This is a genomic window from Bradyrhizobium sp. NBAIM01 (genome assembly GCF_020194115.1).
GTDB classification, from domain to species: Bacteria; Pseudomonadota; Alphaproteobacteria; order Rhizobiales; family Xanthobacteraceae; genus Bradyrhizobium; species Bradyrhizobium yuanmingense.
Genome location: NZ_JADYVU010000001.1, coordinates 762,009 through 785,818 on the forward strand (window position 1 = coordinate 762,009; position 23,810 = coordinate 785,818).

The following is a 23,810-nucleotide window of genomic DNA, read 5'->3' on the forward strand; positions in this document are numbered from 1 at the left end:
GGTTGCCTCCGCGCGTCTGGCCCCGGGGCAACGCGCATGACGAACCAGGCGGCAGCACACCGCAGACCAGGGACCCGACCGCGTCCGGCCGGTCGCACGGCCGGCGCGATTGCCCTGCTGGCCGCCGCAACCACCTTTGCGGCGCAGGCCGACGACATTGCCATCTCGCCTGCCGGGCTAAAGACGCTCGGAACGATCGATGCGCGCTTTCAATCCTACAACATCGAGATGGTGGAGGTGACCGGCGGACGGTTCTGGAAGCCTTATCCGCGAACCGCACGTGCGTTCGACGAACGGGATCGTTACAGCGCGCGGCCGCCGATCGATCTTGCCAATGCGCGACTGCGCCTGCTCGCCGCGGCGTTGTCGCCGGCCTATTTGCGCGTGAGCGGCACCTGGGCCAATGCGACGTTCTTTGCCGAGGCGCCGGGAGAGCCACCGCCGGGATTCAACACGGTGCTCAGCCGAGCGCAGTGGCGCGGCGTCGTGGAGTTCGCGCATGCGGTCGATGCGGAGATCGTCACCTCCTTTGCGATCAGTCCCGGCAGCCGCGATGACCACGGCATATGGAAGCCGGATCAGGCGCAGCAGCTGGTCGACACCACGCGCGCTCTGGGTGGGCGCATCGCCGCCGCCGAATTCATGAACGAGCCGACGCTCGCAGCGACGGGCGGTGCACCGGCGGGCTATGACGCGGCCGCGTATGGCCGCGACTTCAAGGTCTTTCGCGAGTGGATGCGGCGCGCCGCACCGGAGACGCTGATCCTCGGTCCCGGCTCGGTCGGCGATGCACCATCGCCGTCCGGAGCGGGGCTCACCACGCGGGACCTGCTTGCCGCATCCGGTCCCGGCGTCGATCGGTTCTCTTATCATCATTACAACACGATCTCACCGCGATGCGGCGGGCACGACGATCCGGCGCAGGCCCTCTCGGAGCAATGGCTGGCGCGCACGGATGCGACACTCCGGACCTACCAGGCGCTACGCGACGCATTCGAGCCGGGCAAGCCGATCTGGTTGACCGAGACGGCTGATGCCGCCTGCGGCGGCGGCTTATGGGACAGGACTTTTCTGGACACGTTCCGCTATCTCGACCAGCTCGGACGCCTGGCGAAGGCCGGCGTTCAAGTGGTGATGCACAACACGCTGGCTGCCAGCGATTACGGCCTGCTCGACGAAACAACGTTCCGGCCGCGGCCGAGCTATTGGGCCGCGCTGCTCTGGCGCCGGCTGATGGGAACGATCGTGCTCGACGCAGGCAAACCTGCTGCGCGCGATCTCCATCTTTACGCGCATTGCCACCCAGCCACGACAGGCGCGGTGTCGCTGCTCGCAATCAACACGTCGCGCGGCACATCGCGCACGCTATCGCTGCCGGATTCCGCCGAGCGGTACACGCTGCACGCAGCGCAGTTGCAGGGTACGATTGTGCAGTTGAACGGCAAGAGGCTCACGCTGACCCCTGAGGGCCAGCTGCCCCGGCTCGAGGCACGCGCAGCACCGCCGGGAACGGTCAGACTTGCGCCAACGACCATCACCTTCCTGGTGTTTCCGAACGCTGCAAATCCGGCTTGCTTGTCCCGACGCTCAGGATCTTAGCGCTCCCCGCGCCGTCTCCGGCGCCAGCAGCGTCGCGACGATCGTGATGACCGACAGCGCGACGATGTAGACCGACACCGCCCAGTACGATCCGGCCCAGGCCAGCAGCGCAGCCGCGATCAGCGGCGAGAAGCCGCCGCTCAAGGCCGCCGCGACGTTGGCGCCGAGCGAAGCGCCGCTGTAGCGCACCTGGGTGCGAAACAGCTCCGGCATGAACGCGGCCTTCGGCCCGAACAGCAGCGCATGGGTGAGCGTCATCGTGACGACGAGCGCAAGCGTGATCAGCGCCGGCTCCCTGGTGTCGAGGAACCAGAACAGCGGAAACGCCAACGCCACCGAGAACACGCCGCCGGCCAGATACAGCGCCTTGCGTCCGAAGATGTCGGACAGCCAGCCGGCAAGCGGCAGCGTCGCGAACTCGACGATCGCGGCATAGACCACGGCATCCAGGATCACCTGCCGGGGCAGGCCGAGCCTCGTCGTCGCGTAAACCACCGTGAACACGGTGAGGAGATAAGCGAGCCCGACCTCCGACACCGTGATGCCGATCGCGAGCAGAAAGCTGCGCCAGTCGCGGCGCAGCACTTCGAGGGCCGGCTGCGCCAGCACCTCCTTGCGCTCGACGATCTCCTTGAAGTGAGGCGTCTCCGCGAGCTTGAGCCGCACGATGAAGCCGACGCCGACCAGCAGAATGCTGATCAGGAACGGCACGCGCCAGCCCCAGCTGAGGAAGTCCGCCTCGGGCAGCTTCGTCATCAGGGCGAAGATGCCGGTGGAGGCGGCGACGCCGACGGGGAAGCCGACCTGCACCAGACTGCCGTAGAAGCCGCGGCGATTGCCGGCGTGCTCGATCACCATCACGACCGCGCCGCTCCACTCGCCCCCGAGCCCGATGCCCTGAACGAAACGAAGGATCACGAGCAGGATCGGCGCCCAGACGCCGATCTGATCGTAGGTCGGCAGGCAGCCGATCAGGAAGGTGACGAGCCCCATCGCGATCATGGTCGCAACCAGCATGGTCTTGCGGCCGAGCCGGTCGCCGTAATGCCCGATGATGGCCCCGCCGATCGGCCGCGCGACGAAGCCGACCGCATAGGTCGAGAACGCCGCCAGCGTGCCGACGAAGGGATCGAAGCTCGGAAAGAACAGCTTGTTGAAGACGAGCGCCGCCGCCGTGCCGTAGATCAGGAAATCGTACCACTCGATCGCGGTACCGAGCGCGCTCGCCCACACCACATGCGCCGTCGTCGATCGCTCCGCGGAAGCGGAGACCCCCGTTGCTGTCGTCATGCCCTGCCCCAAAGGATTCCAGTGGGCATCATGGCCAAACGTTGTGACGGTTGCAATCTGTGGAGGTGTTGCCTCCTCACTGGATTTGCGGCGCGCAATTTTGTGCGCAGGTGGCGCAACACCCGTCATTGCGAGGAGCCCTTGCGACGAAGCAATCCAGACCGCCTCCGCGGCAAGACTCTGGATTGCTTCGCGGAGCCTGTCATCGGGCCGCGCTTCGCGCGGACCCGGTGGCTCGCAATGACGGGTGTTGAGGCAGGAGCGCTCCTTACGCGGCATCACGCGGCCATCGTGGAAACCGGCCCGACAGCCGTTATTCACCATTGACAAACTAATTCGCCATTATCTAATTTCCCTTACAACGACCCTGCCGCACCAAGCGGCCAAAAAGAGAGGAAACGATAATGAGAGGGCTTCTGGCCTGCGCCGTGCTCGCGGCCATGACTTCGGCTGCCATGACCACAGGTGCCAGCGCGCAAGTGTCCGACGACGCGGTGCGGATCGGCGTGCTGACGGATTTGTCGAGCTGGGGCCGCGACAACTCTGGGCCGGGCTCGGTCGAGGCTGCCAAGATGGCCGTGGAGGAATTCGGGCCGACCGTGCTCGGCAAGCCGATCGAGATCATCAGCGCCGACCACCAGATGAAGACCGATGTCGGCGTTCAGATCGTCCGCGGCTGGTTCGACAACGGCAAGGTCGACGCCGTCGTCGACATCCCCAATTCCGGCATCGCCATCGCCGTGCACAACATGGTGCGCGAGCGCGGCAAGGTCGCCCTGCTCTCCGGCCCCGGCGCGAGCTCGCTGACCGACGAGCTGTGCAGCCCGAACACCGTGCACTTCACCTACGACACCTACGCGCTGTCGAAGGTGACGGCCTCCGCCGTGATCCGGGAAGGCGGCAAATCCTGGTACTTCATCACCGCGGATTATGCCTTCGGCCATCAACTCGAGAAGGACGCCACGCGCTTCATCAACGAGATGGGCGGCAAGGTGCTCGGCGGCGTCAAGCATCCGACCAACACCGCCGACTTCTCCTCCTTCGCGCTGCAGGCGCAGAGCTCGAAATCCGATGTGGTCGCCTTCGCCAATGCCGGCCAGGACACCGATAACGCCATCAAGCAGTCCGGCGAGTTCGGCCTGGTCCAGGGCGGTCAGAAGCTGGTCGGCCTCTTGATGTTCGACACCGACGTGCACGCCATCGGCCTGAAGGCCGCGCAGGGCACCTATATGACCACCGCGTCCTACTGGGCCATGGACGAGGCCACCCGCGCCTGGTCGAAAAAGTTCTACGAGCGCACCAAGGTGATGCCGACTATGATCCAGACCGGCGTCTACGGCTCGGTGCTGCACTATCTCAAGGCGATCAAGGCGGCCGGCACCGACGAGTCTGCCAAGGTGATGGCCAAGATGCGCGAGCTGCCGATCGAGGATATCTTCGTCCATGGCGGCAAGTTGCGCGAGGACGGCCGCGTCATCCGCGACATGTATCTCGCCAAGGTGAAGACCCCAGCGCAGTCCAAGGAGCCGTGGGATTATCTGGACATCGTCAAGACCGTGAAGGGCGATGACGCCTTCCGTCCGGTCTCCGAGTCCAAATGTCCGCTCCTGAAGAAGTGAGGCCCGATATGGCTGGCAACGAGCATGGCACCATGGAGACGTACGAGTGCGACGTGCTCGTGGCCGGATCGGGTTGCTCCGGCATGTCGGCCGCGATCACCGCGCGTTATCGCGGGCTCGACGTGCTGATCGTCGAGAAGGAGCAGCGCTTCGGCGGCACCACCGCCCGCTCCGGCGGCTGGCTGTGGATTCCCGGCACGTCGCTGGCAAAGGCATATGGCATCGAGGAGACGCCGGAGCAGGCCCGCACGTATTTGCGGCATGAGGCGGGCAACAATTACGACGCAGCACGCGTCGATGCCTTTCTGAGCGCCGGCCCCGAGGCGGTCGATTTCTTCACCACCAAGACGGCGCTGCGCTTCGACATGCCGCTGGTGTTTCCCGATTATCACGCGGAAGCGCCCGGCGGTGCCCAGGGCGGCCGCTCCATGGTGACGCGCCCGTTCGACGGCCGCGAGCTCGGCATTCTCATCAAATCGCTCGGCATGCCGCTGCCCGAGCTCACCGTGTTCGGCATGATGTTGGGAAGCGGCAAGGAGATCATCCACTTCATGCGGGTGACGAAGTCGCTGACCTCGGCGGTCTATGTCGCGAAGCGCCTGACGCGGCATGTCATGGACGTGCTGCGCTATGGCCGCGGCATGACGCTCACCAACGGCAATGCGCTCGCAGGCCGCCTCGCAAAGTCAGCGCTCGACCTGAAGATTCCGATGTGGCTGTCCTCGCCGGTGCGCGAGCTGACGGTCGAGAACGGCGCCGTGACCGGCGCCATCGTCTCGCGCGAGGGACGCGAGGTGCGCGTTCGTGCACGACAGGGCGTTGTGCTCGCCTGCGGCGGCTTTCCGCATGACGTCGGGCGGCGCAGGAAGATGTTCCCGCATGCGCCGACCGGCGTTGAGCATTATTCGCCCGGGCCTACGGGCAATACCGGCGACGGCTTGCGCCTTGCAGAAGGCGCCGGCGGCCGCATCGAGGACCGCCTGCCGAACGCGGCGGCCTGGGTGCCGGTATCGCTGACCACGCGCAAGGACGGCTCCAAGGGAGTGATGCCGCACTTCATCGATCGCGCCAAGCCCGGCGTGATCGCGGTGATGCGCGACGGCAGGCGTTTCGCCAATGAGGGCAATTCCTATCACGACTTCGTCCAGGCCATGATCAAGGCCGCCAAGCCCGGCGAGGAGATCGCCGCATTTCTCGTCTGCGATCACAAGACGCTGCGGAAATACGGCCTCGGCTGCGTGCCGCCGTTCCCGATGCCGCTGGGTCATCATTTGAAGACCGGCTATCTCATGCGCGGCGACACGTTGGAAGCGCTGGCGGCGAAAGCCGGGATCGATTCCAAGGCGTTCGCCGAGACGGTCAGGCAGTTCAATGAGACGGCGCCGCTGGGACGCGACGCCGCTTTCGGCAAGGGCTCAAAGGCCTATAACCGCTACCAGGGCGATGCGTTGCACGGCCCCAACCCCTGCGTCGCACCGATCGAGAACGGCCCGTTCTACGCCATCAAGATGGTGATCGGCGATCTCGGCACCTATGCCGGCATCGTCACCGACGCGAACGCACGGGCGCTCGATGCCGAGGGCCGCGTGATCCCCGGCCTCTATGCCGCCGGCAACGACATGGCGAGCATCATGGGCGGCAATTATCCGGGCGCCGGCATCACGCTTGGGCCGGCGCTGACCTTCGGCTACATTGCCGGCAGACATCTTGCCGACAGCGCCGCCAAGCGCGACGCGGCGTAGAGCATGATCCGGAAAAGTGTGCAGCGGTTTTCCGAAGAGATCATGCTCAAACAACGACCCAAGCGCATCGGAGGCGCATGAAGAGAGAGAGCCGCGGCATCCAGTCGATCGAGGTCGGCGGCGAATTGCTCCGCGCGCTCGCCCGCAGCGGCGAGCCGATGATGCTGCGCGATCTCGCCCGCGAGGCCGGCATGACACCGGCCAAGGCGCATCCCTATCTCGCCAGCTTCTCCCGCATCGGCCTGATCGAGCAGGACGAGAGCACCGGCCGTTACGAGATCGGCGCGCTGGCGCTGGAGCTCGGCCTGATCAGCCTGCGCCGCCTCTCCGGCGTGCGCATCGCGCGTCCCAAGATCGCGGGCCTCGCGAGCCAGATCGGCCACGCCGTCTCGCTCGCGGTCTGGGGCACGCACGGCCCGACCGTGGTGCAGCTCGAAGAGCCGGCCCAGCCGGTGCATATCGTGATGCGCGTCGGCTCGGTGATGGCGCTGCTGGAGACCGCCACGGGCCGCGCGTTTGCGGCGTTCCTGCCGGAGAAGACGATCAGCGCCGCGCTCGACAGCGGCCTCGACCGTTATGGCGTCGGCTACAACCCGAAGCGCGCCGTGAAGGGGGCGAAGTTCGCCGACATGCTGACCGAGGTGCGCAAGCACGGCCTCGCCCGTGCGCTCGGCGATCCCCTGCCCGGCGTCAACGCGTTCTCCTCGCCGGTGTTCGATCATTTCGGACACGTCGCGCTGGTCATCACCGCGATGGGCCCGGAAGGCACTTTTGACGCCCGCTGGGACAGCCCGATCGCGCATGCGCTGCGCGACTGCGCCGGGGCCATCTCGAAGCGGCTGGGTTACGGGTTGACGGTCGCGGCGGAGTAAGAGGCAGACTGCCTGCCTCACGACGACTGTCATTCCCCGCGAAAGCGGGGAATCCAGTACGCCGCGGCCCATCGATTCAATCACTGCTGCCTCGGAGTACTGGATCGCCCGGTCAAGCCGGGCGATGACAGCGAGAGTGGGGCGACAACGCCCCTACTTCTCCTTCACCGGCACCGTGTAGTTCAGGACCAGCCGGCCGCCGTCGGGATAGATTGTCTGCCCCGTGATATAGGACGCATCGTCGCTGGCAAGGAAGGCTACGACGGAGGCCACCTCGCTCGGCTCGCCGCCACGGCCAGCGGGCGTGCGCGACAGCACGGTCTTGCGCGCGTCCTCGGACGTGTAGATCGCGGAGGCCACCATGTCGGTCAGGATCGTGCCGGGTCCGACCGCGACGACGCGGATGTTGTGCGGAGCGAGCGCGACGGCGGCAACCGAGGTCAGCTGCTTCATGCCGCCCTTCGACATCGCGTAGGTCGCAAGCGAAGGGATCGCCAGCAGCGCGTTCACCGAAGACATGTTGATGACGACCCCGCCGCCGCCTTGCGCGATCATCTGCTTCGCCGCCGCCTGCACGCCGAAGAACGCGCCTTTCAGATTGATGCCGAGGATCTCGTCGAACTCCTCCTCGGTGATGTCGAGAATGTCGCGATTGCGGGCGACGCCGGCATTGTTGACCATGATGTCGAGCCGGCCGAACTCCTTCACCGCGGTCGCGACCAGTTGATCCACGTCCGCGCGCTTGGCGACATTGCCGACGGCAGTGCGCAGGGAATCCGGCCGCCCGAGCTCGGCGGCCGTGGCCGCCAAGCCCTCGGCATCGACGTCGGAGATGACGACCTTGACGCCGTCGTCCAAAAACCTCTTTGCGCAGGCCTTGCCGATGCCGCGCGCCGCGCCGGTGATGGCCGCGACCTTGCCGGATAGTTTCATGGGTTCACTCCTGGACTAAAGCGCGATGAGATGAGGACGAATCGTCATCGCGCTTTGGGTTATTGTTTGAGCATGATCTTATCGGAAAACCGCTGCGCACTTTTCCGGATCATGCTTAGTGACGATCTCACGGACGCATTCACGCAAAGACGCGCGGGCGCAGCCCGGCATGAAACCAGGTGATCATGGAATAGATGTCGTAGACGGGCAATCCGACCTCAGCCTGAAGCGCGGCGGCATAAGGCGGCATGTTGGTGCATTCGAGGACGATGGCGCCGACATCCGGATGCTTGGCAACGAGCTCCTTGCCGGCCTCGACCACGTCGCGCTCGGCTTGTGCGATGTCCATGTCGTCCTTCTCGGCCTTGATCAGGACACGGAAGAACTCCTTGCCATTCTCGGTCCCGACCAGCGGCGTGTCGAGCGGAACGCCGGCACCCTCGAGATGGGCCGGCGTCAAGGTCGAGCCCGACACCGTGACCAGGCCGACGCGCTTGCCCGGCGGCAAGGTCGCCTGCACCCACGGCACCTGCATCAGCGAGGAGGTCGCGACGGGAACGCCGACGGCCGCCGCGATCTCCTTCTGGAACAGCGAGAGGAAGCCGCAATTGGTGGTGATGGCCTCCGCCCCTAGCCGCACCAGATCCTTGGCCGCATCGATGAAGTCGGGCAACAGGCCGGCCGCGCCCTTCAGCACCACCTTTTCCGGCGAGGCGCCGCTCACCACGCGATAGAGCACCGGGAATGGCCAGGTCGTGCCGTTGCCCATGTCGCCGGGAATGCGGGGAAAGCGCGCCTCCAGCATCAGGATGCCGAGCGGCGCGCCGTAGATGGCCTTGCCGCCACGGGCGATGCGGGAGGACGAGCTGGCTGAGGTGGTCATGGTGCGCTCTCAGAGGAAACGATCGGGCGCGAACGGCGCGAGTGGAATCTCCGGCGCCTTGCCGCTCACGAGCTGGGCGACCAGACGGCCGGTGCGGGCCGAGCCGACCAGGCCGACATGGCCGTGGCCGAAAGCATAGACGATGTCGCGCGAGGCGCGCGCATAGCCGATGCAGGGACGTCCGTCCGGCATGCTCGGCCGATGGCCGAACCAGGTCTTGACGCGCGAGGCCGGAATGTCCTTCGGCAGTTTCGGGAACATGCTGACGAGGTGGTTGCGCAGGATCTCGGCGCGCTTCCAGTTCGGCGCGGCCTCGAGGCCGGCGATCTCGACCGTGCCGGCGGCGCGCAGGCCCTTGTTGGTCCAGTTCACCACCAGCTTGGCGTCGGAGGCCATGATCGAGCTGCGCGGGCCGACTTCCGGATTCTCGATCACGACATGATAGCCGCGCTCGGTCTCGAGCGGGAGGGGATCGCCGACCGACGCCGTGAGCTGCTTCGAGCGGGCACCGGCCGCGACCACCGCGGCATCACAAGCGATCTCGCCGGTCTCGGTGACGACAGCGACGAGCTTGCCGCCCTTAAGCTTCAGCCCGGTCGCCTTGGCGCGTACGTGCTTCGCGCCGCTCGCGATCGCATGATCGGCAAGGGCTGCAACATAAGCGCCGGGATCGCGGCAGCGCCCGGCTTCCTCCACCACGACGCCAAAGGTGTAGCGCGGATCCAGATCCGGCTCACGCTGGCGCATCTCGTCGGCATTGAGCTCCATCCATTCGACGCCGACCTTCCTGCGCAGGCGCCAGCCGAGATCATCGTCGAAATTGCCGCGCGAGGTGAACACGTGCATCACGCCGTTGCGCTCGATCAGCTCGGGGACGCCGGCTTCTTCCGCGAGCTTCTTGTGCAGCAGCGGCGCGTCCTTCAACAAATCGCGCAGCGCGAACGCCGTCGTCTCGACCCGCGCCGCGGTCCAGCCGGAGAGCAGATACTTGATCAGCCAGGGCAGCGCCTTCGGCAAGTAAGACCAGCGGATCGCGAGCGGGCCGAGCGGGTCCATCAAATAGCCCGGCACCTTCTTCCAGACGCCCGGCTCTGCCGGCGGGATCACCGAATGCGATGACAGCCAGCCGGCATTGCCGTAGCTCGCCGCCTGTTCGCCGCCGGGCTCGCCGGGATCGATCAGCGTGACGCAGTGGCCCTCGCGCAGCGCCTCGATCGCGCTGATCACGCCGACCGCGCCGGCTCCGATGATGGCGACGTGGCGGCCGTCCGGCATCGCTCTAGGCCTTCACCGCCGGGACAAAATCCTTGCCGACCGAGATCGCCCTGGGATCGATGATGCAGTGGAGGATCGACGGCTTGCCCGAGGCGAGCGCGCGCTCGAACGCCGGTGCGAACTCCTCGGTGCGCTCGACACGCTCGCCATGGCCGCCGAACGCCTTCGCATACATCGCGAAATCTGGGTTCTTGAGCTGGGTGCCGACGACGCGGCCGGGATAGTCGCGCTCCTGGTGCATGCGGATGGTGCCGTATTGCGCATTGTCGATGATGATGACGACCAGGGGCGCGTCGTACTGCACGGCGGTGGCGAACTCCTGGCCGTTCATCAGGAAGCAGCCGTCGCCCGCAAACGCGACCACGACGCGATCCGGGTATTGCCGCTTGGCCAGCACGCCCGCCGGCACGCCATAGCCCATCGAGCCCGAGGTCGGCGCGAGCTGGGCGGCGAAGCTGTGGAAGCGGTGATGGCGATGGATCCAGCCGGCGTAATTGCCGGCGCCGTTGCAGACGATCGCGTCGTTCGGCAGGCGGTCGCGCAGCCAGGTCATCACCTCGCCGTACTGGAACCTGCCCGGCAGCTCGCGCGCCTTCCCGGTCCAGGCCAGATAATCCGCATGCGCCTTGGCGGCCTCGCCCTTCCACGCCACCGCAACTGACGGCTTCAGCGTCTCGACCGCGGCGGCGAAGGCGGACGGCGTCGCCTGGATCGCCAGTTCAGGCTGATAGATGCGGCCGAGCTCTTCGGAGCCCGGATGCACATGGATCAGCTTCTGCTTCGGATTGGGAATGTCGAGCAGCGTATAGGACGATGACGGCATCTCCGACATGCGGCCGCCGATGAGCAGGAGGACGTCGGCATTGTCGATGCGCGCCTTCAGGCCAGGGCTCGGCCCGATGCCGAGGTCGCCGGCATAATGCGAATGGTCGGCGTCGATCAGCGAAGCCCGGCGGAACGAGGTCGCGACCGGCAGGTCGAACCGCTCGGCGAACCGCGCGATGCTCTTGGTCGCCTCGTCGGTCCAGCGCGAGCCGCCGAGAATGACGAGTGGCGCCCTGGCGCCGGCCAGCATGGCGCCGAGCTTTTCGATATCGGCCGGCGCCGGCCAGCTCACGGCGGGCTCGATGCGCATGGCGTCCGCTACCGCCGCCGTCTCGGTCAGCATGTTCTCCGGCAGCGCGATCACCACGGGACCGGGGCGGCCCTGCATGGCGATGCGGAAGGCGCGCGCGACCAGCTCCGGAATGCGGTCGGGGCGATCGATCTCGACCGCCCATTTCGCCATCGAGCCGAACACCGCCTTGTAGTCGAGCTCCTGGAACGCCTCGCGCTCGCGCATGCCGGTGTCGACCTGGCCGACGAACAGGATCATCGGGGTCGAATCCTGCATCGCGATGTGGACGCCGTGGCTGGCATTGGTGGCACCGGGGCCGCGGGTGACGAAGCAGACGCCCGGCCGCCCCGTGAGCTTGCCATAGGCCTCCGCCATCATCGCCGCACCGCCTTCGGCGCGGCAGATCACGACGTCGATCGGGCTGTCATGCAACGCATCGAGCGCCGCCAGATAGCTCTCGCCCGGCACGCAGGTGACGCGCTCGACGCCCTGGGCGACGAGCTGATCAATCAGGATCTGGCCCCCGGTGCGGGTGTTGCGAATGGTCATGTCGGCTCCCTCAAGACTTCGGCGATACGCACGTGTTCGGGAACTGGCCTAAGACAGGCCGAGAGCGTGTGCAAGGTCGAAAGGCTTCTCGCAGCCTGCGCAGGCGTCATGCCCGTCCCTGCCGTTTGCACTACAGGCCCTGCCGCGGCCATGATGGCGAGGTTCGGCATCTTCGTCTACGATCCCTCTGAATCACTGTTCGGGAGCACCGGAATGCAAACCATTGGCCTGATCGGCGGCATGAGCTGGGAGAGCACCGCGCTTTACTACAAGCTCATCAACGAGCGGGTCCGCGACCGCATTGGCAAGCTGCATTCGGCCCCGCTTCTGATGTATTCCTACGATTTCGAGGAGATCAAGCAGATGCAATATGCCGGCCGCTGGCAGGAGGCGGCGGCGAGCCTGGCGGAGGTCGCGCGGCTGCTCGAAAGTGCCGGCGCGCGGGCGATCGTGCTGTGCACGAACACGATGCACAAACTGGCGCCCGAGATCATATCCAGCGTGAGCGTTCCGTTCATCCACATCGGCGATGCGACGGCCGAGCGGATTCGGGGCAAGGGATATCGGCGGGTCGGGTTGCTCGGCACCAAGTTCACGATGGAGGAAGACTTCTACATCGACCGATTGCGCGCGCACGACCTCGACGTCATGGTCCCTCCCGCGGACGAGCGCGCCGAGGTGAACCGCATCATCTACGACGAGCTGTGCCTCGGCAACGTCGCCGCGCCCTCGCGCCGCCGCTACCAGGAGGTGATGGCGGCGCTCGTCGCCGGCGGCGCCGAGTGCATCATCCTCGGCTGCACCGAGATCACCATGCTGGTCGGCCCTAATGACACGTCGGTCGAGACATTCGACACCACGGCCATTCACGCCGAGACGGCCGCCGATTTCGCGATCGGGTGAATTGATCTCGTCAATTTCAGCCCCGCTATCCTCACCCGTTCCGCTTCTGTCGCGCGCTCGCCAGCAGCACCAGCATGAATGAGGCCGCCGTCATCAAGGTCGAAATCGCGGCGATGGTCGGATCGATCTCGTCGCGCAGCGCGGTGAACATGCGCTTGGTCAACGGCTGATACTGGCCGCCGGAAATGAACAGCGCGACGATGGTCTCGTCCATCGCCGAGATGAAGGCGAAGATTCCGCCCGCAACCACGCTGGACTTGATCTGCGGCAGCGTCACCGCGAAGAAGCTGCGCAGGCGGTTCATGCCGAGGCTGCGCGCCACCATCTCCTGCGCCGGATCGAAACTCTGCAGGCCCGCGAGCACCGAGATGACGACATAGGGCAGGCCCAGCATCACGTTCGCCAGCACGAGGCCGGGCATGGTCGCGACCAGACCGACTTTGGCATAGACGAAGAAGATGCCGACGGCGGTGATGATGATCGGCACCACCAGCGGCAACAGAAGCGCCAAGTGGATCAGCCTCATGATGCGCAGCTTCGACTGGCTGATGGCATAGGCAGCGGCCACCCCGAACGGGGTCGCGATCACGACGGTGAGGAGGGCGACCGTCAGCGTCACCTGCGTCGCCTGCATCCAGGCCGGATTTGAGAAATATTGCTGGTACCAGCGCAGCGAAAAGGAGGGCGGCGGAAAGGTGAGAAAGCGCGCGCTGGAGAACGAGATCGGCGCGATAATCAGAACGGGGAGGATCAGATAGACCAGCACCAGCGCGCTGATCACGTAGAGGGCAATCCGTGCGGGCGAAGCGCGCATCATTTCTGCCCCAACACGCGATCGAGCGAGATGAAGCGGCTTACAATGAAGAAGATCACGAGCACACTGATGAGCAGCACGACGGCGACCGCGCTGGCCGCGCCGAACTGGTTGTAGAGCTCGACATTGCGGCTCACCAGCATCGACACCATCACGGTGCGGCCGCCGCCGAGCAGCTCCGGCGTGATGTAGAAGCCGAGGCAGAGCACGAACACCATGGTGCAGCCGGCGAGCACACCCGGCAACGACAGCGGCAGGAATATGCGAACGAAGGTCAGCGTGGGGCTCGCGCCCAGGCTGGCGCCGGCCTGCATGAGATCGTTGGGAATCTTCTGCATGGTGGCGTAGAGCGGCAACACCATGAAGGGCAGCAGGATGTGCACGGTCGCAACCACCGTGCCAAAGGTGTTGTGGACCAGCGCGAGCGGCTCGGAGATCACATCGAGATAGCGCATGAACTGGTTGATCACGCCAGTGCGCTGCAGCAGCGCCAGCCAGGCATAGGCGCGGACCAGCACGCTGGTCCAGAACGGCAGCACGACCAGCGAGAGGATGACGATGCTCCACCCTTTCGGCACCGAATTGGCAAGGTAGGCCACGGGATAGCCGAGCAGCAGCGCGATTGCCGTGACCGCGAGGCTGATCTCGAAGGTCAGCGCAAAGCTGCGCCAGTAGACGTCTTCGGTGAAGACGCGGCGATAATTCTCCAGCGTGAAGCCGTCATGGTAGATCGACTGCCAGGCCAGCCAGCCCACCGGCAGCACGATCAGAGCCAGGATCACCAGCAGCGCCGGCGAGACCAGTGCCAGCATCAGGCCGTGCTCACGGCGCTGATGTTTTTGGGAGGGATCTGGCACTGAAGTCGTCAACGCTGCCTCGCTCACTTCTGCATGAAGGACGCCCAGCGCTTCTCGGCGGCTTCTCCGGCCGGCGAGGACCACCAGGCATAGGACATCAGCGCTTGCTTCGCCGCATTGGCCGGCTCGCTCGGCAATTGCGCGGCGCGCTCGGGCTTGATCACGCTGGTCTCGAACGCCTTGGGATTGCCCGGACCATAGTCGATGTGCAGCGGCAGATTGGCCTGGTGCACGGGATCGACGGCCTCGTTGAGGAATTTCACCGCTGTGCCGAGATTCGGCGCGCCCTTGAGGATGCAGAGCGAGGTACTCTGCAGGATGCCCTGGTTGTAAGTAAAGGCGACCTTCGCGCCTTCCTTGGCGACGGCACTGACGCGACCGTTCCAGGCCATCTCCATGTCGACCTCGCCGTCATTGAGCAACTGCGCCGACTGCGCGCCCGAGGTCCACCACACCGTGATGTGCGGCTTGATCTCTTCCAGCTTCTTGAAGGCGCGGTCGACGTCGAGCGGATAAAGCTTGTCCGGTGCGACGCCGTCGGCCATCAGCGCCGCCTCCAACGTTGCAAACGGATGGTTGCGCAGCGCGCGGCGGCCGGGGAATTTCTTCACGTCCCAGAAATCGGCCCAGCTGTTCGGCGCGTCCTTCGGGAATTTCTTCTGGCTGTAGGCAAGTACGCTCGAATAGAACTCGTAGGACACTGAATAGGGGCTGCGATAGGCCTCCGGCATCGCCGCGCCGTTTGGAATCTTCGAGAAGTCGAGCTTCTCCATCAGCCCCTGTTCGCCGCCGCGCAGGCAGTTACCGGTCGGGGTGTCGACGACGTCCCAGATCGGCTTGCCGCTGCCGACCTGCGTCTTGATCGCGGGCCAGGCATCGGGAATGGAGTCCTGGTTGATGGTGATGCCGAGCTTCTTGGCGGAGGGATCGAGGATCGCCACCGTCTGCGCCTGCTGATAGGCGCCGCCCTGCGAGACAAAGGTGATCTGCTCGGCGGCATCAGCCGCGCTGGTCAGTCCGATTGCGCCCAGCAGCGCGCAGCCCAATCCAAATTTCTGCTTCATCGTCATCCTCACCTCCTCCAAATGATCTCACCGACCGATCGCATCGAGAAACTGGTACCAGCCGGCGACCATGCGCACGGCGGGCTCCCGCAGCGGATAGAACGGAATCGCCTTCATGCGCCGCGCGTCGAGCAGGCCGACGTCGGGCGTCTCGCCGCGCACGAAGGCGGCGAGATAGCTGCCCATCAGGCTCGACATCGCAACGCCTGCGCCGTTGTAGCCGACCGAGAAGAGCGTGCGGTCATCGAGCCGGCCGATATGCGGGACCGAGTCCAGCGTCATCGCGACCAGGCCCGACCATTTGTATGCGAGCGGGACATCGGCGAGATCGGGGAAGATGCCGACCATCGCCTTGCGCAAGGCATCGAATGCGGCCTGCGAATTCTGCTTGCCGAAGGCGCCGCGGCCGCCGAAGATGACGCGGTTGTCGACCATGCGGAACCAGCGCATCATGCGCTTGGTCTCGGTGTAAGTGCGCCCCGTCGGCATCAGTTTTCCCGCGAGATTGCCGGGAAGCCGCTCGGTTGCGACCATGGCGCTGCGGAACGGGATCAGCGTGCGCTGCAGATGCGCGGTGGCACCGGTCAGATCCGAATAGCTGTTGGTGGCAATGATCGCCTGCCTGGCGCGCACCGCGCCTTGCGGTGTCTCGGCAACGATGCCGTCCTTCTCGCGCCGGAGCTTGACGACCGGCGACTCCTGGAAAATCGGAACGCCGCGGCTTGCAACGCCGTTTGCGAGGCCGCGCAGATAGTTCAGCGGATGGATCCCGCCCGAACCGGGATTGAGCACACCGCCGACAAAGATGTCGGAGCCGGTCTCCTCACGCACCTGTCCCTTGTCGAGAATGCGGACCGCGGCGGAGCCCATCTCGCGCGTCATCCAGTTGGCTTCGTCGATCGCGGCCTTGAGCGTCGTCTCATTGTGCGCGGCCTTGACCTGGCCGGTGCGCACAAGGTTCGCGCTGGTGATGCCGAATTCGGAGACGAGCTCCTCGACCATGTCGGTCGATTCATGCGCGATCTCGTACATGCGCCGCGCCATGTCGCGGCCGTGTGCGGCATCGATCTCGCGGAACGAGAGGCGGAATTTTGCGGTGATCACGCCGCCATTGCGCCCGCTCGCGCCCCAGCCGGGACGGTTGGCCTCGAGCACGACGGGGCTGAGCCCGCTCCTGGCGATGTGGTGCGCGGCGGAGAGGCCAGTGTAGCCGGCGCCGATGATCACCACATCGGCTTGGCTCTCGCCCGACAACACGGGAAACGCGCGCGCCGGCTCCGCCGTGGCTTCCCACAGTGAATTGACCGATGGCAGCGCGCGCCAGTCCCGTGTCATGCCACAGCTCTCCGTTACGTCGCCGGCCCGATGGCCGCGTCGGCAAGCGCCTTCAACGTCGGATAATGGAAGTCCGGCTTGGTCAGCGTCTCCACCGCCGGCGTGCCGCCGAATCCGGCGATGCCCTGGCGGCGCTCGATCCAGCACACCTTGTAGCCGAGCTTCCGCGCGATCCCGATGTCGTGATATTGGCTCTGCGCGACGTGCAGAATGTCGGACTGCTTGTACCCGAAGGCGGACTGGCGGCCCTTGTTGTAGGCGAAGAATTCCGGGTTCGGTTTTGCAACGCCGGTGTCGTCGGCGCAGACGGTGTCATCGAAGGGATTACCGAGCGCATGCGCGTAGCATGAGAGTGCCACGCGGTCGGCATTGGTCATCGCGACCAGGCGGAATTTTGTACGCAGGCGCTTCAGCGCCTCGACCGAGTCCGAGAACGGCCCCCAGCGCAGCACGGCAAGCTGGAAGACGTCACAGGAGGCATCGTCCGCCGGCAGCCCGAGCTCCTTGGCGAGATAGCGGTAGACGTAGAACATCACCTCGCTGGAGCGCTCATAATGCTTGTCGCGGCCTCGCTTGTAGGATTCGAAGATCTGCTCGTCGCTGAGCTCGGCCGCCTTCTTGCCTCCGATCTTGCGCACCGCTTCAAGTACGCCGGTCTCGAAATCGATCAGGGTGCCGACGACGTCGAAGGTGAGGACCTTGAAATTGCTGAACGCGGCTTGGGTCGACATATCGCTTCTTCTCTCGGTTGAACAAGGCTGGATTCAGTCCACCCTGGGCACGACAATGGTGTCCTCGGGGTGGAGCGTAACGGTGAGGCTGCCGCCGAGCGGCGGGATGCGGTGATAGGCCTGGTGATAGCTCGGTTGGCGCAGGCTGAGCGCGATGCCATCGGCGAGCGCGAGGAAAATGCGCAGGCTCTCGCCCTGATAGACGATGTCGGTGACGGTCCCGGTCAGCCGGTTGCAAGCGGCATCCTGCGCGCCATCATCGATCAGCAGCTTCTCGCTGTGCACGGCCAGCATCAGGGCATCGCCATCGGGAATGGCGCGCGCGCTGCGCAGCAAGACGTTGCCGAGCGCGACGCTGGCGGCATCGACGCGGCGAACCGGCAGCATCGTGGCTTCGCCGATGAAGCTGGCGACGAAGGAATCGGCGGGGTGATCGTGCAGCCGCGCCGGCTCGTCGATCTGAACCAGCCGGCCGTCCTTCATGACGGCGACGCGGTCGCTCATGGTCAGCGCCTCGCGCTGGTCATGGGTGACGTAGATGATGGTCGCGCCGATGCGCTTGTGCAACGCGCGCAGCTCGATCTGCATGGATTCGCGCAGCTGCTTGTCGAGCGCGGAAAGCGGCTCGTCCATCAGGATCAGGCGCGGCTCGAAGATCATGGCGCGCGCCAACGCCACGCGCTGGCGCTGACCGCCGGAGAGCTGCGCGATGCCGCGCTCTTCATAGCCGGCAAGCCCGACCATGCTGAGCGCTGCGCGCACCTTGTCCGGCCAGATGGATTTCGGCAGGCGTCGCGCGCGCAAGGGAAAGGCGACGTTCTCGCCGACGCTCATGTGCGGAAACAGCGCGTAATTCTGGAACACCACGCCGATGTCGCGCTTGTGCGGCGGCATGTAGGTGACGTCACGGCCTCCGAATAGAATCGTGCCTGAGGTCGGCAGGATGAAGCCGCCCAAAATGCCGAGCAGCGTGGTCTTGCCGGAGCCGGACGGGCCAAGCAGTGAGACGAATTCACCGGCGCTGACATTGAGCGAAACGTCGTCGAGGGCGCGAACGGCGCCATAGGCCTTGCTGGCGGACCTGATCTCGACGCTCTCCGCGCGCTTGTCCAACGATCGACCTCGCGATGTCCCTCAGCCGGCGTGCCTCACTGCGCGCCATAAGCCTGCTTTATAGACAGGGATTTGGAGCACTCACGGCAAAGCGTGCGCTGCACCAAATCCTCTCTCGAAGGGCCTGTCTTTAAGCTGTCATGCTGATGACACCAGACTTGGCAAAATCCGGCAATTGCCAAATTCTCACCGCGCCCATAACATGACGTTATGCCAGAGCTCCGTCGCATGCTGCCGTCCAGCAACGCCCTGTTCGTCTTCGACGCGGCGGCGCGCAATGGCAGCTTCACGGCTGCGGCCGCCGAGCTGAACGTCACGCAGCCGGCGGTGAGCCGGATGCTCGGCCAGTTCGAGGAGCATCTCGGCGTTCGCCTGTTCGATCGCAAGGCGGGCCGCGCGGTGCTCACCGAAGAAGGCGAGCTGCTCTATCGCCGAGTGCTCGAAGGCTTTCGCAGCATCGAGAGCGGGCTCGTCGAGATCGAGCGGCGGCGCAAGGGCACCGAGACGGTGACGCTGTCGGTCTCCTCCGCCTTCACCACGCACTGGCTGATGCCGCGCATCGACAAGCTGCAGAAGCAGTTTCCGCAAGTCGATCTGCGCTTCCAGTTGATTTCCGGCGCGCTGCGCGGGCCGGTGGAGAATGTCGATCTCGGCATGCGCTTCCGCGATCGCGACGAGCCGCCCTCCGGCGGCACGCTGGTGATGAAGGAAGTGATGCTGCCGATGTGCAGCCCTACCTATCTCGGCGAGACCGATCCCACCGAGGGCAACACCATCATTCGCCTCGCCGAGACGCCGGGCGACTGGGCCGCGGATTACGCTTCGCTCCTCACCGGCCGCCGCGGCGCGGCCAAGGCGCTGAGCTTCACCGACTATGCCGTCGTGGTGCAGGCCGCGCTGCTCGGCCAGGGCATTGCGCTCGGCTGGCTGACGGTCGCCTCGCACTGGCTGCTCACCGGCGCGCTGGTGCCGGCCTCCGACCGGCTCACCACCACGCGCCGCATCTGCGAATTCCTGCCGCCGCGCAACCGCGCGATGCGCCCGATCGCCGCCGAGATCCGCGACTGGATCATCGCGCAGATGAAAAGCGAGATCGCCGCGATCGACCGGCTCTATCCGAAGCTCGGCGCCATGGCGGCGTGCTATTGAGCCTGGAGCGAGCTTCACAAGAAGCCGTCATGCCCGGGCTTGTCCCGGGCATCCACGTTCGCCGTGCCACGTGGTAAGGCGTGGATGGCCGGGACAAGCCCGGCCATGACGCTGTGGAGGCGTCGCCCCCCTCCCTCCACGTCATTGCGAGCGCAGCGAAGCAATCCAGAGTCTTTCCGCGGAGGGATTCTGGATTGCTTCGTCGCAAGAGCTCCTCGCAATGACAGTGTGGAGAGAGGTTTGCCCGCTACCGATGCTCGATCGCCCTGATCGCACCGCGCAACTCTGCGAGGCCGCGCAGGCGGCCGATGGCGGTGTAGCCGGGATTGGTGCGCTTGGTGGCGGCGAGATCGTCGAGCATGCGGTGGCCGTGATCGGGACGGAACACGATTCTCTTGTCCGGTGCGCGCCGCGCGTTCTCCTTCAACAGCGCCTTGAGCACCGCGATCATGTCGACGTCACCGTCGAGATGGTCGGACTCGTAGAACGACAGGACGTCCGCCTCGCGCTTGGTCGCGCGCAGATGGGCGAACGCGATGCGCGGGCCGAAGCGCTCGGCCATATCAGGGAGATTGTTCTCCGCGCGCACGCCGAGCGAGCCGGTGCAGAAGCAGATGCCGTTGGCCTTGGACGGCACGGCATCGAACAGCGCCTGATAATCGTCGGCGCTGGAAGCAATGCGCGGCAGGCCGAACAGCGGCCGCGGCGGATCGTCCGGATGCAGCGTCAAGGAGACATCGAGCTGCTCGGCCACCGGCGTTACGCGCGCGAGGAATTCCGCGAGATGCTGCCGCAATATCTTTGGCGTCATGTCGCGATAGGTGTCCAGCCGATCGCGGAATTGCGGGATCGTCATCGGCTCGGTGGTCGAGCCCGGCAGCGCGCTGGCAATGACCATGACGAGATAGTCGATATCCGCCTGGCTCATCTGCTCGAACAGCTTTTTAGCGCGCGCCTGCTGCTCGGGGGTATACTCCTGCGCGGCCGCCGGGCGCTTCAGGATGTGCAGCTCGAATGCCGCAAAGCGGTCCTGGTCGAAGCGCATGGCACGGGCGCCGTTCGGCAGCTCCCATTCCAGATCGGTGCGGCACCAGTCCACCACGGGCATGAAGTTATAGCAGATGATCTTGATGCCAGAGGCGGCGACCGCCTCCAGGCTCGCGATCCACGCCTCGATCGACTTGGTCGCTTTTCCGCCGAGGCGCTTGACGTCGTCAGGGATCGGAATCGATTCCACCACCGACCAGGTCAGCTGCGAGCGGCCGGGCTGGCCGTTCTCGATGAAGTTCTTGCGCTCCTCGACCGCCTTGCGCGTCCAGGCCTCTCCGATCGGCACCTGATGCAGCGCCGAGACGATCTGGCTCGCCCCGGCCTGCCTGACATCATCGAGCGAGACCGGATCATCCGGCCCGTACCAGCGCCATCCCTCCAGCATCATGTGCTGCCTCCCAAAGCGTTTTCGAGCGAAGTGGGTACCGGTTCGCGTGAAGAAAACGCGTCAAAACAAAAGTCAGTTCGCGGTCAGCACGACCTTGACGCTCTGCGAACGGTCGAGCGCCAGCCGCAGCGCGTCGGGCGCGGTCGAGAGCGGCCGCTCGGCGGTGACCAGCGACAGCACATCGACGCTGCCGTTGCCGATCAGTTCCACCGCATTCATGAACTCGAAGCCGAAGCGGAACGAGCCGCGCAGGTCGATCTCCTTGGCCATCACCGCATTCGACGGCGTCGGGATCTGGCCGCCCGGCAGGTTGCCGATCTGCACCACGACGCCGCCGCGCCTGACGATGCCGATCGCGCTGGCAAGGCCCGCGGCCGTGCCCGAGACCTCGAACGCGACGTCATAGGGTCGCGACGCAGCCTGCGCCTTCAACCCTTCCTCGCCGGCCGAGACGTTCTCGACGTGGGAGGCGCCGAGCTTGGTCGCAAAGGCCAGCGGCGCCGGGGCGATGTCGGCCACGGTGATGTCGGCCATGCCGGCGCGGTGCGCTGCGAGCATGGTCAGAAGCCCGATCGGGCCGGCGCCGAAGATGATGCCGCGCTTGCCCTCGATCTTGCCGGCGCGCGCCACCGCGTGCAGGCACACCGCGAGCGGTTCGGCCAGCGCGGCCGCCTGGTAGGACACGTGATCGGGAATCTTCACGCACTGCGCAGGGATCGCATCGAAGTAGTTGGCGAAGCCGCCCTGCATGTGCGGCGTCTTCGAAGCCGAGCCCATGAAATAGATGTTCTCGCACAGGTTCGGCCGGCCCTCGCGGCAGGCGACGCAATGGCCGCACCAGCGCGACGGGTTGACGGCGACGCGGTCGCCGACCTTCAGGTTCGCAGCGGCACCGGAGATCTCCACGACCTCGCCCGAGATCTCGTGTCCCAGCACCAGCGGCGACTTCACCACGAAGTCTCCGGTGCGGGCATGACGGAAATAGTGCATGTCCGAGCCGCAGATGCCGCCGGCGCCGAAGCGGATGCGCACCATGCCGTCAGCGAGCTTGTCGAGCGGATGCTCGATCATGCGCAGGTCTTCGGGGCCGAACAGGGTCGCGGCGAGAGCAGTCGAGGTCATTTGGAGAGCCCCATGTATTTTGGCAGCCAGAGGGTCAGTTCGGGAATGAAGGTGATCGCGATCAGCGCCAGCATCAGCGGCACCAGCCAGGGCAGGATCGCCACCGTCGTGCGCTCGACGGAGAGCTTTGCCACGCGGGCGAGCACGAACAGCACCATGCCGAGCGGCGGATGCAGCAGGCCGATCATCAGGTTCAGCGTCATGATCAGGCCGAAATGAATGGGGTCGATGCCGAGCTTGAGCACGATCGGCAGCAGGATCGGCACCAGAATGGTGATCGCCGCCGTGGTGTCGATGAAGCAGCCCACGAACAGGATCAGCACGTTGGCGAGCGCCAGGAACACCCATTTGTTCTGGGTGATGCTGAGCATCCAGTCCGACAGCATCTGCGCCGCCTGCGACACCGTCAGCAGCCAGGCGAAGATCGAGGCCGCCGTGACGATGAACAGCACCGAGGCCGTGGTCTCGATGGTGTCGAAGGTCGCCTTGGCGACGGTCTGGAACGTCATGGTGCGGTAGCGGACGAGGCCGAGGAACAGCGACCAGATCACCGCGGCGACGGCGGCTTCCGTCGGCGTGAACCAGCCCAGCGTCATGCCGCCGATCAGGATCACCGGCGCCATCAGCGCCATCACCGCCGAGAAGTCGAAATACCAGTCGATCAGGAGCAGCGTGCCGAGGCCGATGACGACGGCCGTGTTGACCGAAAGGCCGGCCAGCACCATCAGCCAGATCGCCATCGGGAATGACAGCACGATCAATATCTCGAGCCCGGCCGAGCCGAGCTGCGGCCAGGAGAACGGCGTGTCGCTGCCCCATTTGTTCTTGTGCGCGAAATAGGTGACGGTCACCATCATGAACAGCGTCAGGACGACGCCGGGAATGACGCCGCCCAGGAACAGCGCGCCGATCGAGACGTTCGCCATCATGCCGTAGATCACGAACGGCAGCGACGGCGGAATGATCGGCCCGAGCGTTGCCGAGGCCGCGGTGACGCCGACCGAGAACTCGGTGGAGTAACCGTGGTCCTTCATCGCCTTGATCTCGATGGTGCCGAGGCCGGCGGCATCCGCAATCGCGGTGCCCGACATACCGGAGAAGATCACCGAGCCGATGATGTTGACGTGGCCGAGGCCGCCGCGCATCCACCCCACCAGCGCAACCGCGAATTTGTAGATGCGCCCGGTGACGCCGGCGATGTTCATGAGATTGCCGGCCAGGATGAAGAACGGCACGGCGAGCAGCGGAAAGCTCTCGACGCCGGCGATCATGCGCTGCGCCAGCGTGACGTCGGGCGTCACGCCGCTGACCAGGATGTAGAGCAGCGACGATACGGCCATGGCGATTGCCACGGGAACGCCGAGCAGCATGAGAACGAGAAAGCCTCCGAGCAACAGCAGCATGG

General features: G+C 65.6%; 20 protein-coding genes. 6 read left to right on the top strand and 14 right to left on the bottom strand.

Going from position 1 to position 23,810, the window contains the following annotated elements; translation table 11 throughout:
• Window positions 1-36: 36 nt before the first annotated feature.
• Window positions 37-1,599: a hypothetical protein gene (locus tag I6F31_RS03495; protein ID WP_225184696.1), complete on the top strand. Its 1,563-nt coding sequence runs from the start codon at window positions 37-39 to the stop codon at window positions 1,597-1,599.
• Here the strand turns inward: I6F31_RS03495 and I6F31_RS03500 are convergent.
• Entirely contained in the window at window positions 1,588-2,889 is a 1,302-nt protein-coding gene (locus I6F31_RS03500; RefSeq protein ID WP_225184697.1) for an MFS transporter, read from the bottom strand. The genes I6F31_RS03495 and I6F31_RS03500 overlap by 12 nt on opposite strands.
• 404 nt (window positions 2,890-3,293) lie before the next feature.
• On the opposite strand from I6F31_RS03500, the gene I6F31_RS03505 reads away from it, so the two are divergent.
• The 3 genes from I6F31_RS03505 to I6F31_RS03515 all read left to right on the top strand — a co-directional run bounded on the left by I6F31_RS03505 (window position 3,294) and on the right by I6F31_RS03515 (window position 7,122).
• The gene (locus I6F31_RS03505; protein WP_225182740.1) at window positions 3,294-4,508 is read left to right on the top strand and encodes an ABC transporter substrate-binding protein; all 1,215 of its coding nucleotides are present in this window, start codon (window positions 3,294-3,296) and stop codon (window positions 4,506-4,508) included.
• An 8-nt stretch (window positions 4,509-4,516) separates the two neighbouring features.
• Window positions 4,517-6,250 carry an FAD-dependent oxidoreductase gene (locus I6F31_RS03510; protein WP_225184698.1) on the top strand — a complete coding sequence of 578 codons (1,734 nt, stop codon included), beginning with the start codon at window positions 4,517-4,519 and terminating at the stop codon, window positions 6,248-6,250.
• Window positions 6,251-6,327: 77 nt separating this feature from the next.
• Window positions 6,328-7,122: an IclR family transcriptional regulator gene (locus tag I6F31_RS03515; RefSeq protein WP_225184699.1), complete on the top strand. Its 795-nt coding sequence runs from the start codon at window positions 6,328-6,330 to the stop codon at window positions 7,120-7,122.
• Between the two features lie 153 nt (window positions 7,123-7,275).
• On the opposite strand, the gene I6F31_RS03520 is transcribed toward I6F31_RS03515, so the two are convergent.
• The 4 genes from I6F31_RS03520 to I6F31_RS03535 form a co-directional block, all read right to left on the bottom strand.
• Window positions 7,276-8,055, bottom strand: a complete 780-nt coding sequence (locus I6F31_RS03520) for an SDR family oxidoreductase (RefSeq protein ID WP_225182743.1) — start codon at window positions 8,053-8,055, stop codon at window positions 7,276-7,278.
• A gap of 139 nt (window positions 8,056-8,194) precedes the next feature.
• A complete protein-coding gene (locus I6F31_RS03525) occupies window positions 8,195-8,938 on the bottom strand; it encodes an aspartate/glutamate racemase family protein (RefSeq protein ID WP_036007157.1) in 744 nt (247 codons plus the stop codon).
• 9 nt (window positions 8,939-8,947) lie between these two features.
• Window positions 8,948-10,213 carry an FAD-binding oxidoreductase gene (locus I6F31_RS03530; RefSeq protein WP_225182744.1) on the bottom strand — a complete coding sequence of 422 codons (1,266 nt, stop codon included), beginning with the start codon at window positions 10,211-10,213 and terminating at the stop codon, window positions 8,948-8,950.
• Window positions 10,214-10,217: 4 nt separating this feature from the next.
• Window positions 10,218-11,879, bottom strand: a complete 1,662-nt coding sequence (locus I6F31_RS03535; RefSeq protein WP_225182745.1) for a thiamine pyrophosphate-binding protein — start codon at window positions 11,877-11,879, stop codon at window positions 10,218-10,220.
• Between the two features lie 213 nt (window positions 11,880-12,092).
• Between I6F31_RS03535 and I6F31_RS03540 the strand changes: the two genes are divergently transcribed.
• A complete protein-coding gene (locus tag I6F31_RS03540; RefSeq protein ID WP_036007184.1) occupies window positions 12,093-12,782 on the top strand; it encodes an aspartate/glutamate racemase family protein in 690 nt (229 codons plus the stop codon).
• Window positions 12,783-12,813: 31 nt separating this feature from the next.
• On the opposite strand, the gene I6F31_RS03545 is transcribed toward I6F31_RS03540, so the two are convergent.
• The 6 genes from I6F31_RS03545 to I6F31_RS03570 all read right to left on the bottom strand — a co-directional run bounded on the left by I6F31_RS03545 (window position 12,814) and on the right by I6F31_RS03570 (window position 18,696).
• On the bottom strand, window positions 12,814-13,599 hold the full coding sequence (locus tag I6F31_RS03545) for an ABC transporter permease (protein WP_225184700.1): 786 nt from the start codon (window positions 13,597-13,599) through the stop codon (window positions 12,814-12,816).
• Window positions 13,596-14,408, bottom strand: coding sequence for an ABC transporter permease (locus I6F31_RS03550; protein ID WP_225142160.1), 813 nt, complete (start codon window positions 14,406-14,408; stop codon window positions 13,596-13,598). Before I6F31_RS03550 ends, I6F31_RS03545 begins: the two co-directional genes overlap by 4 nt.
• A gap of 68 nt (window positions 14,409-14,476) precedes the next feature.
• Window positions 14,477-15,523 carry an ABC transporter substrate-binding protein gene (locus I6F31_RS03555; protein ID WP_225184701.1) on the bottom strand — a complete coding sequence of 349 codons (1,047 nt, stop codon included), beginning with the start codon at window positions 15,521-15,523 and terminating at the stop codon, window positions 14,477-14,479.
• A gap of 21 nt (window positions 15,524-15,544) precedes the next feature.
• A complete protein-coding gene (locus tag I6F31_RS03560) occupies window positions 15,545-16,852 on the bottom strand; it encodes an FAD-binding oxidoreductase (protein ID WP_225146829.1) in 1,308 nt (435 codons plus the stop codon).
• A 14-nt stretch (window positions 16,853-16,866) separates the two neighbouring features.
• Window positions 16,867-17,583, bottom strand: a complete 717-nt coding sequence (locus tag I6F31_RS03565) for an HAD family hydrolase (RefSeq protein WP_036027384.1) — start codon at window positions 17,581-17,583, stop codon at window positions 16,867-16,869.
• A gap of 33 nt (window positions 17,584-17,616) precedes the next feature.
• Window positions 17,617-18,696 carry an ABC transporter ATP-binding protein gene (locus I6F31_RS03570; protein ID WP_225146828.1) on the bottom strand — a complete coding sequence of 360 codons (1,080 nt, stop codon included), beginning with the start codon at window positions 18,694-18,696 and terminating at the stop codon, window positions 17,617-17,619.
• A 210-nt stretch (window positions 18,697-18,906) separates the two neighbouring features.
• On the opposite strand from I6F31_RS03570, the gene I6F31_RS03575 reads away from it, so the two are divergent.
• A complete protein-coding gene (locus tag I6F31_RS03575; RefSeq protein ID WP_109144796.1) occupies window positions 18,907-19,845 on the top strand; it encodes a LysR family transcriptional regulator in 939 nt (312 codons plus the stop codon).
• A gap of 247 nt (window positions 19,846-20,092) precedes the next feature.
• On the opposite strand, the gene uxuA is transcribed toward I6F31_RS03575, so the two are convergent.
• The 3 genes from uxuA to I6F31_RS03590 form a co-directional block, all read right to left on the bottom strand.
• Window positions 20,093-21,283, bottom strand: a complete 1,191-nt coding sequence (uxuA, locus tag I6F31_RS03580; protein WP_225146827.1) for a mannonate dehydratase — start codon at window positions 21,281-21,283, stop codon at window positions 20,093-20,095.
• 72 nt (window positions 21,284-21,355) lie between these two features.
• Window positions 21,356-22,405 (bottom strand): L-idonate 5-dehydrogenase, encoded by a 1,050-nt coding sequence (locus tag I6F31_RS03585; RefSeq protein WP_225134461.1) that lies wholly within the window; start codon window positions 22,403-22,405, stop codon window positions 21,356-21,358.
• A complete protein-coding gene (locus tag I6F31_RS03590) occupies window positions 22,402-23,808 on the bottom strand; it encodes a TRAP transporter large permease (RefSeq protein WP_036042393.1) in 1,407 nt (468 codons plus the stop codon). The genes I6F31_RS03585 and I6F31_RS03590 overlap by 4 nt, the downstream gene beginning before the upstream one ends.
• Window positions 23,809-23,810 lie beyond the last annotated feature (2 nt).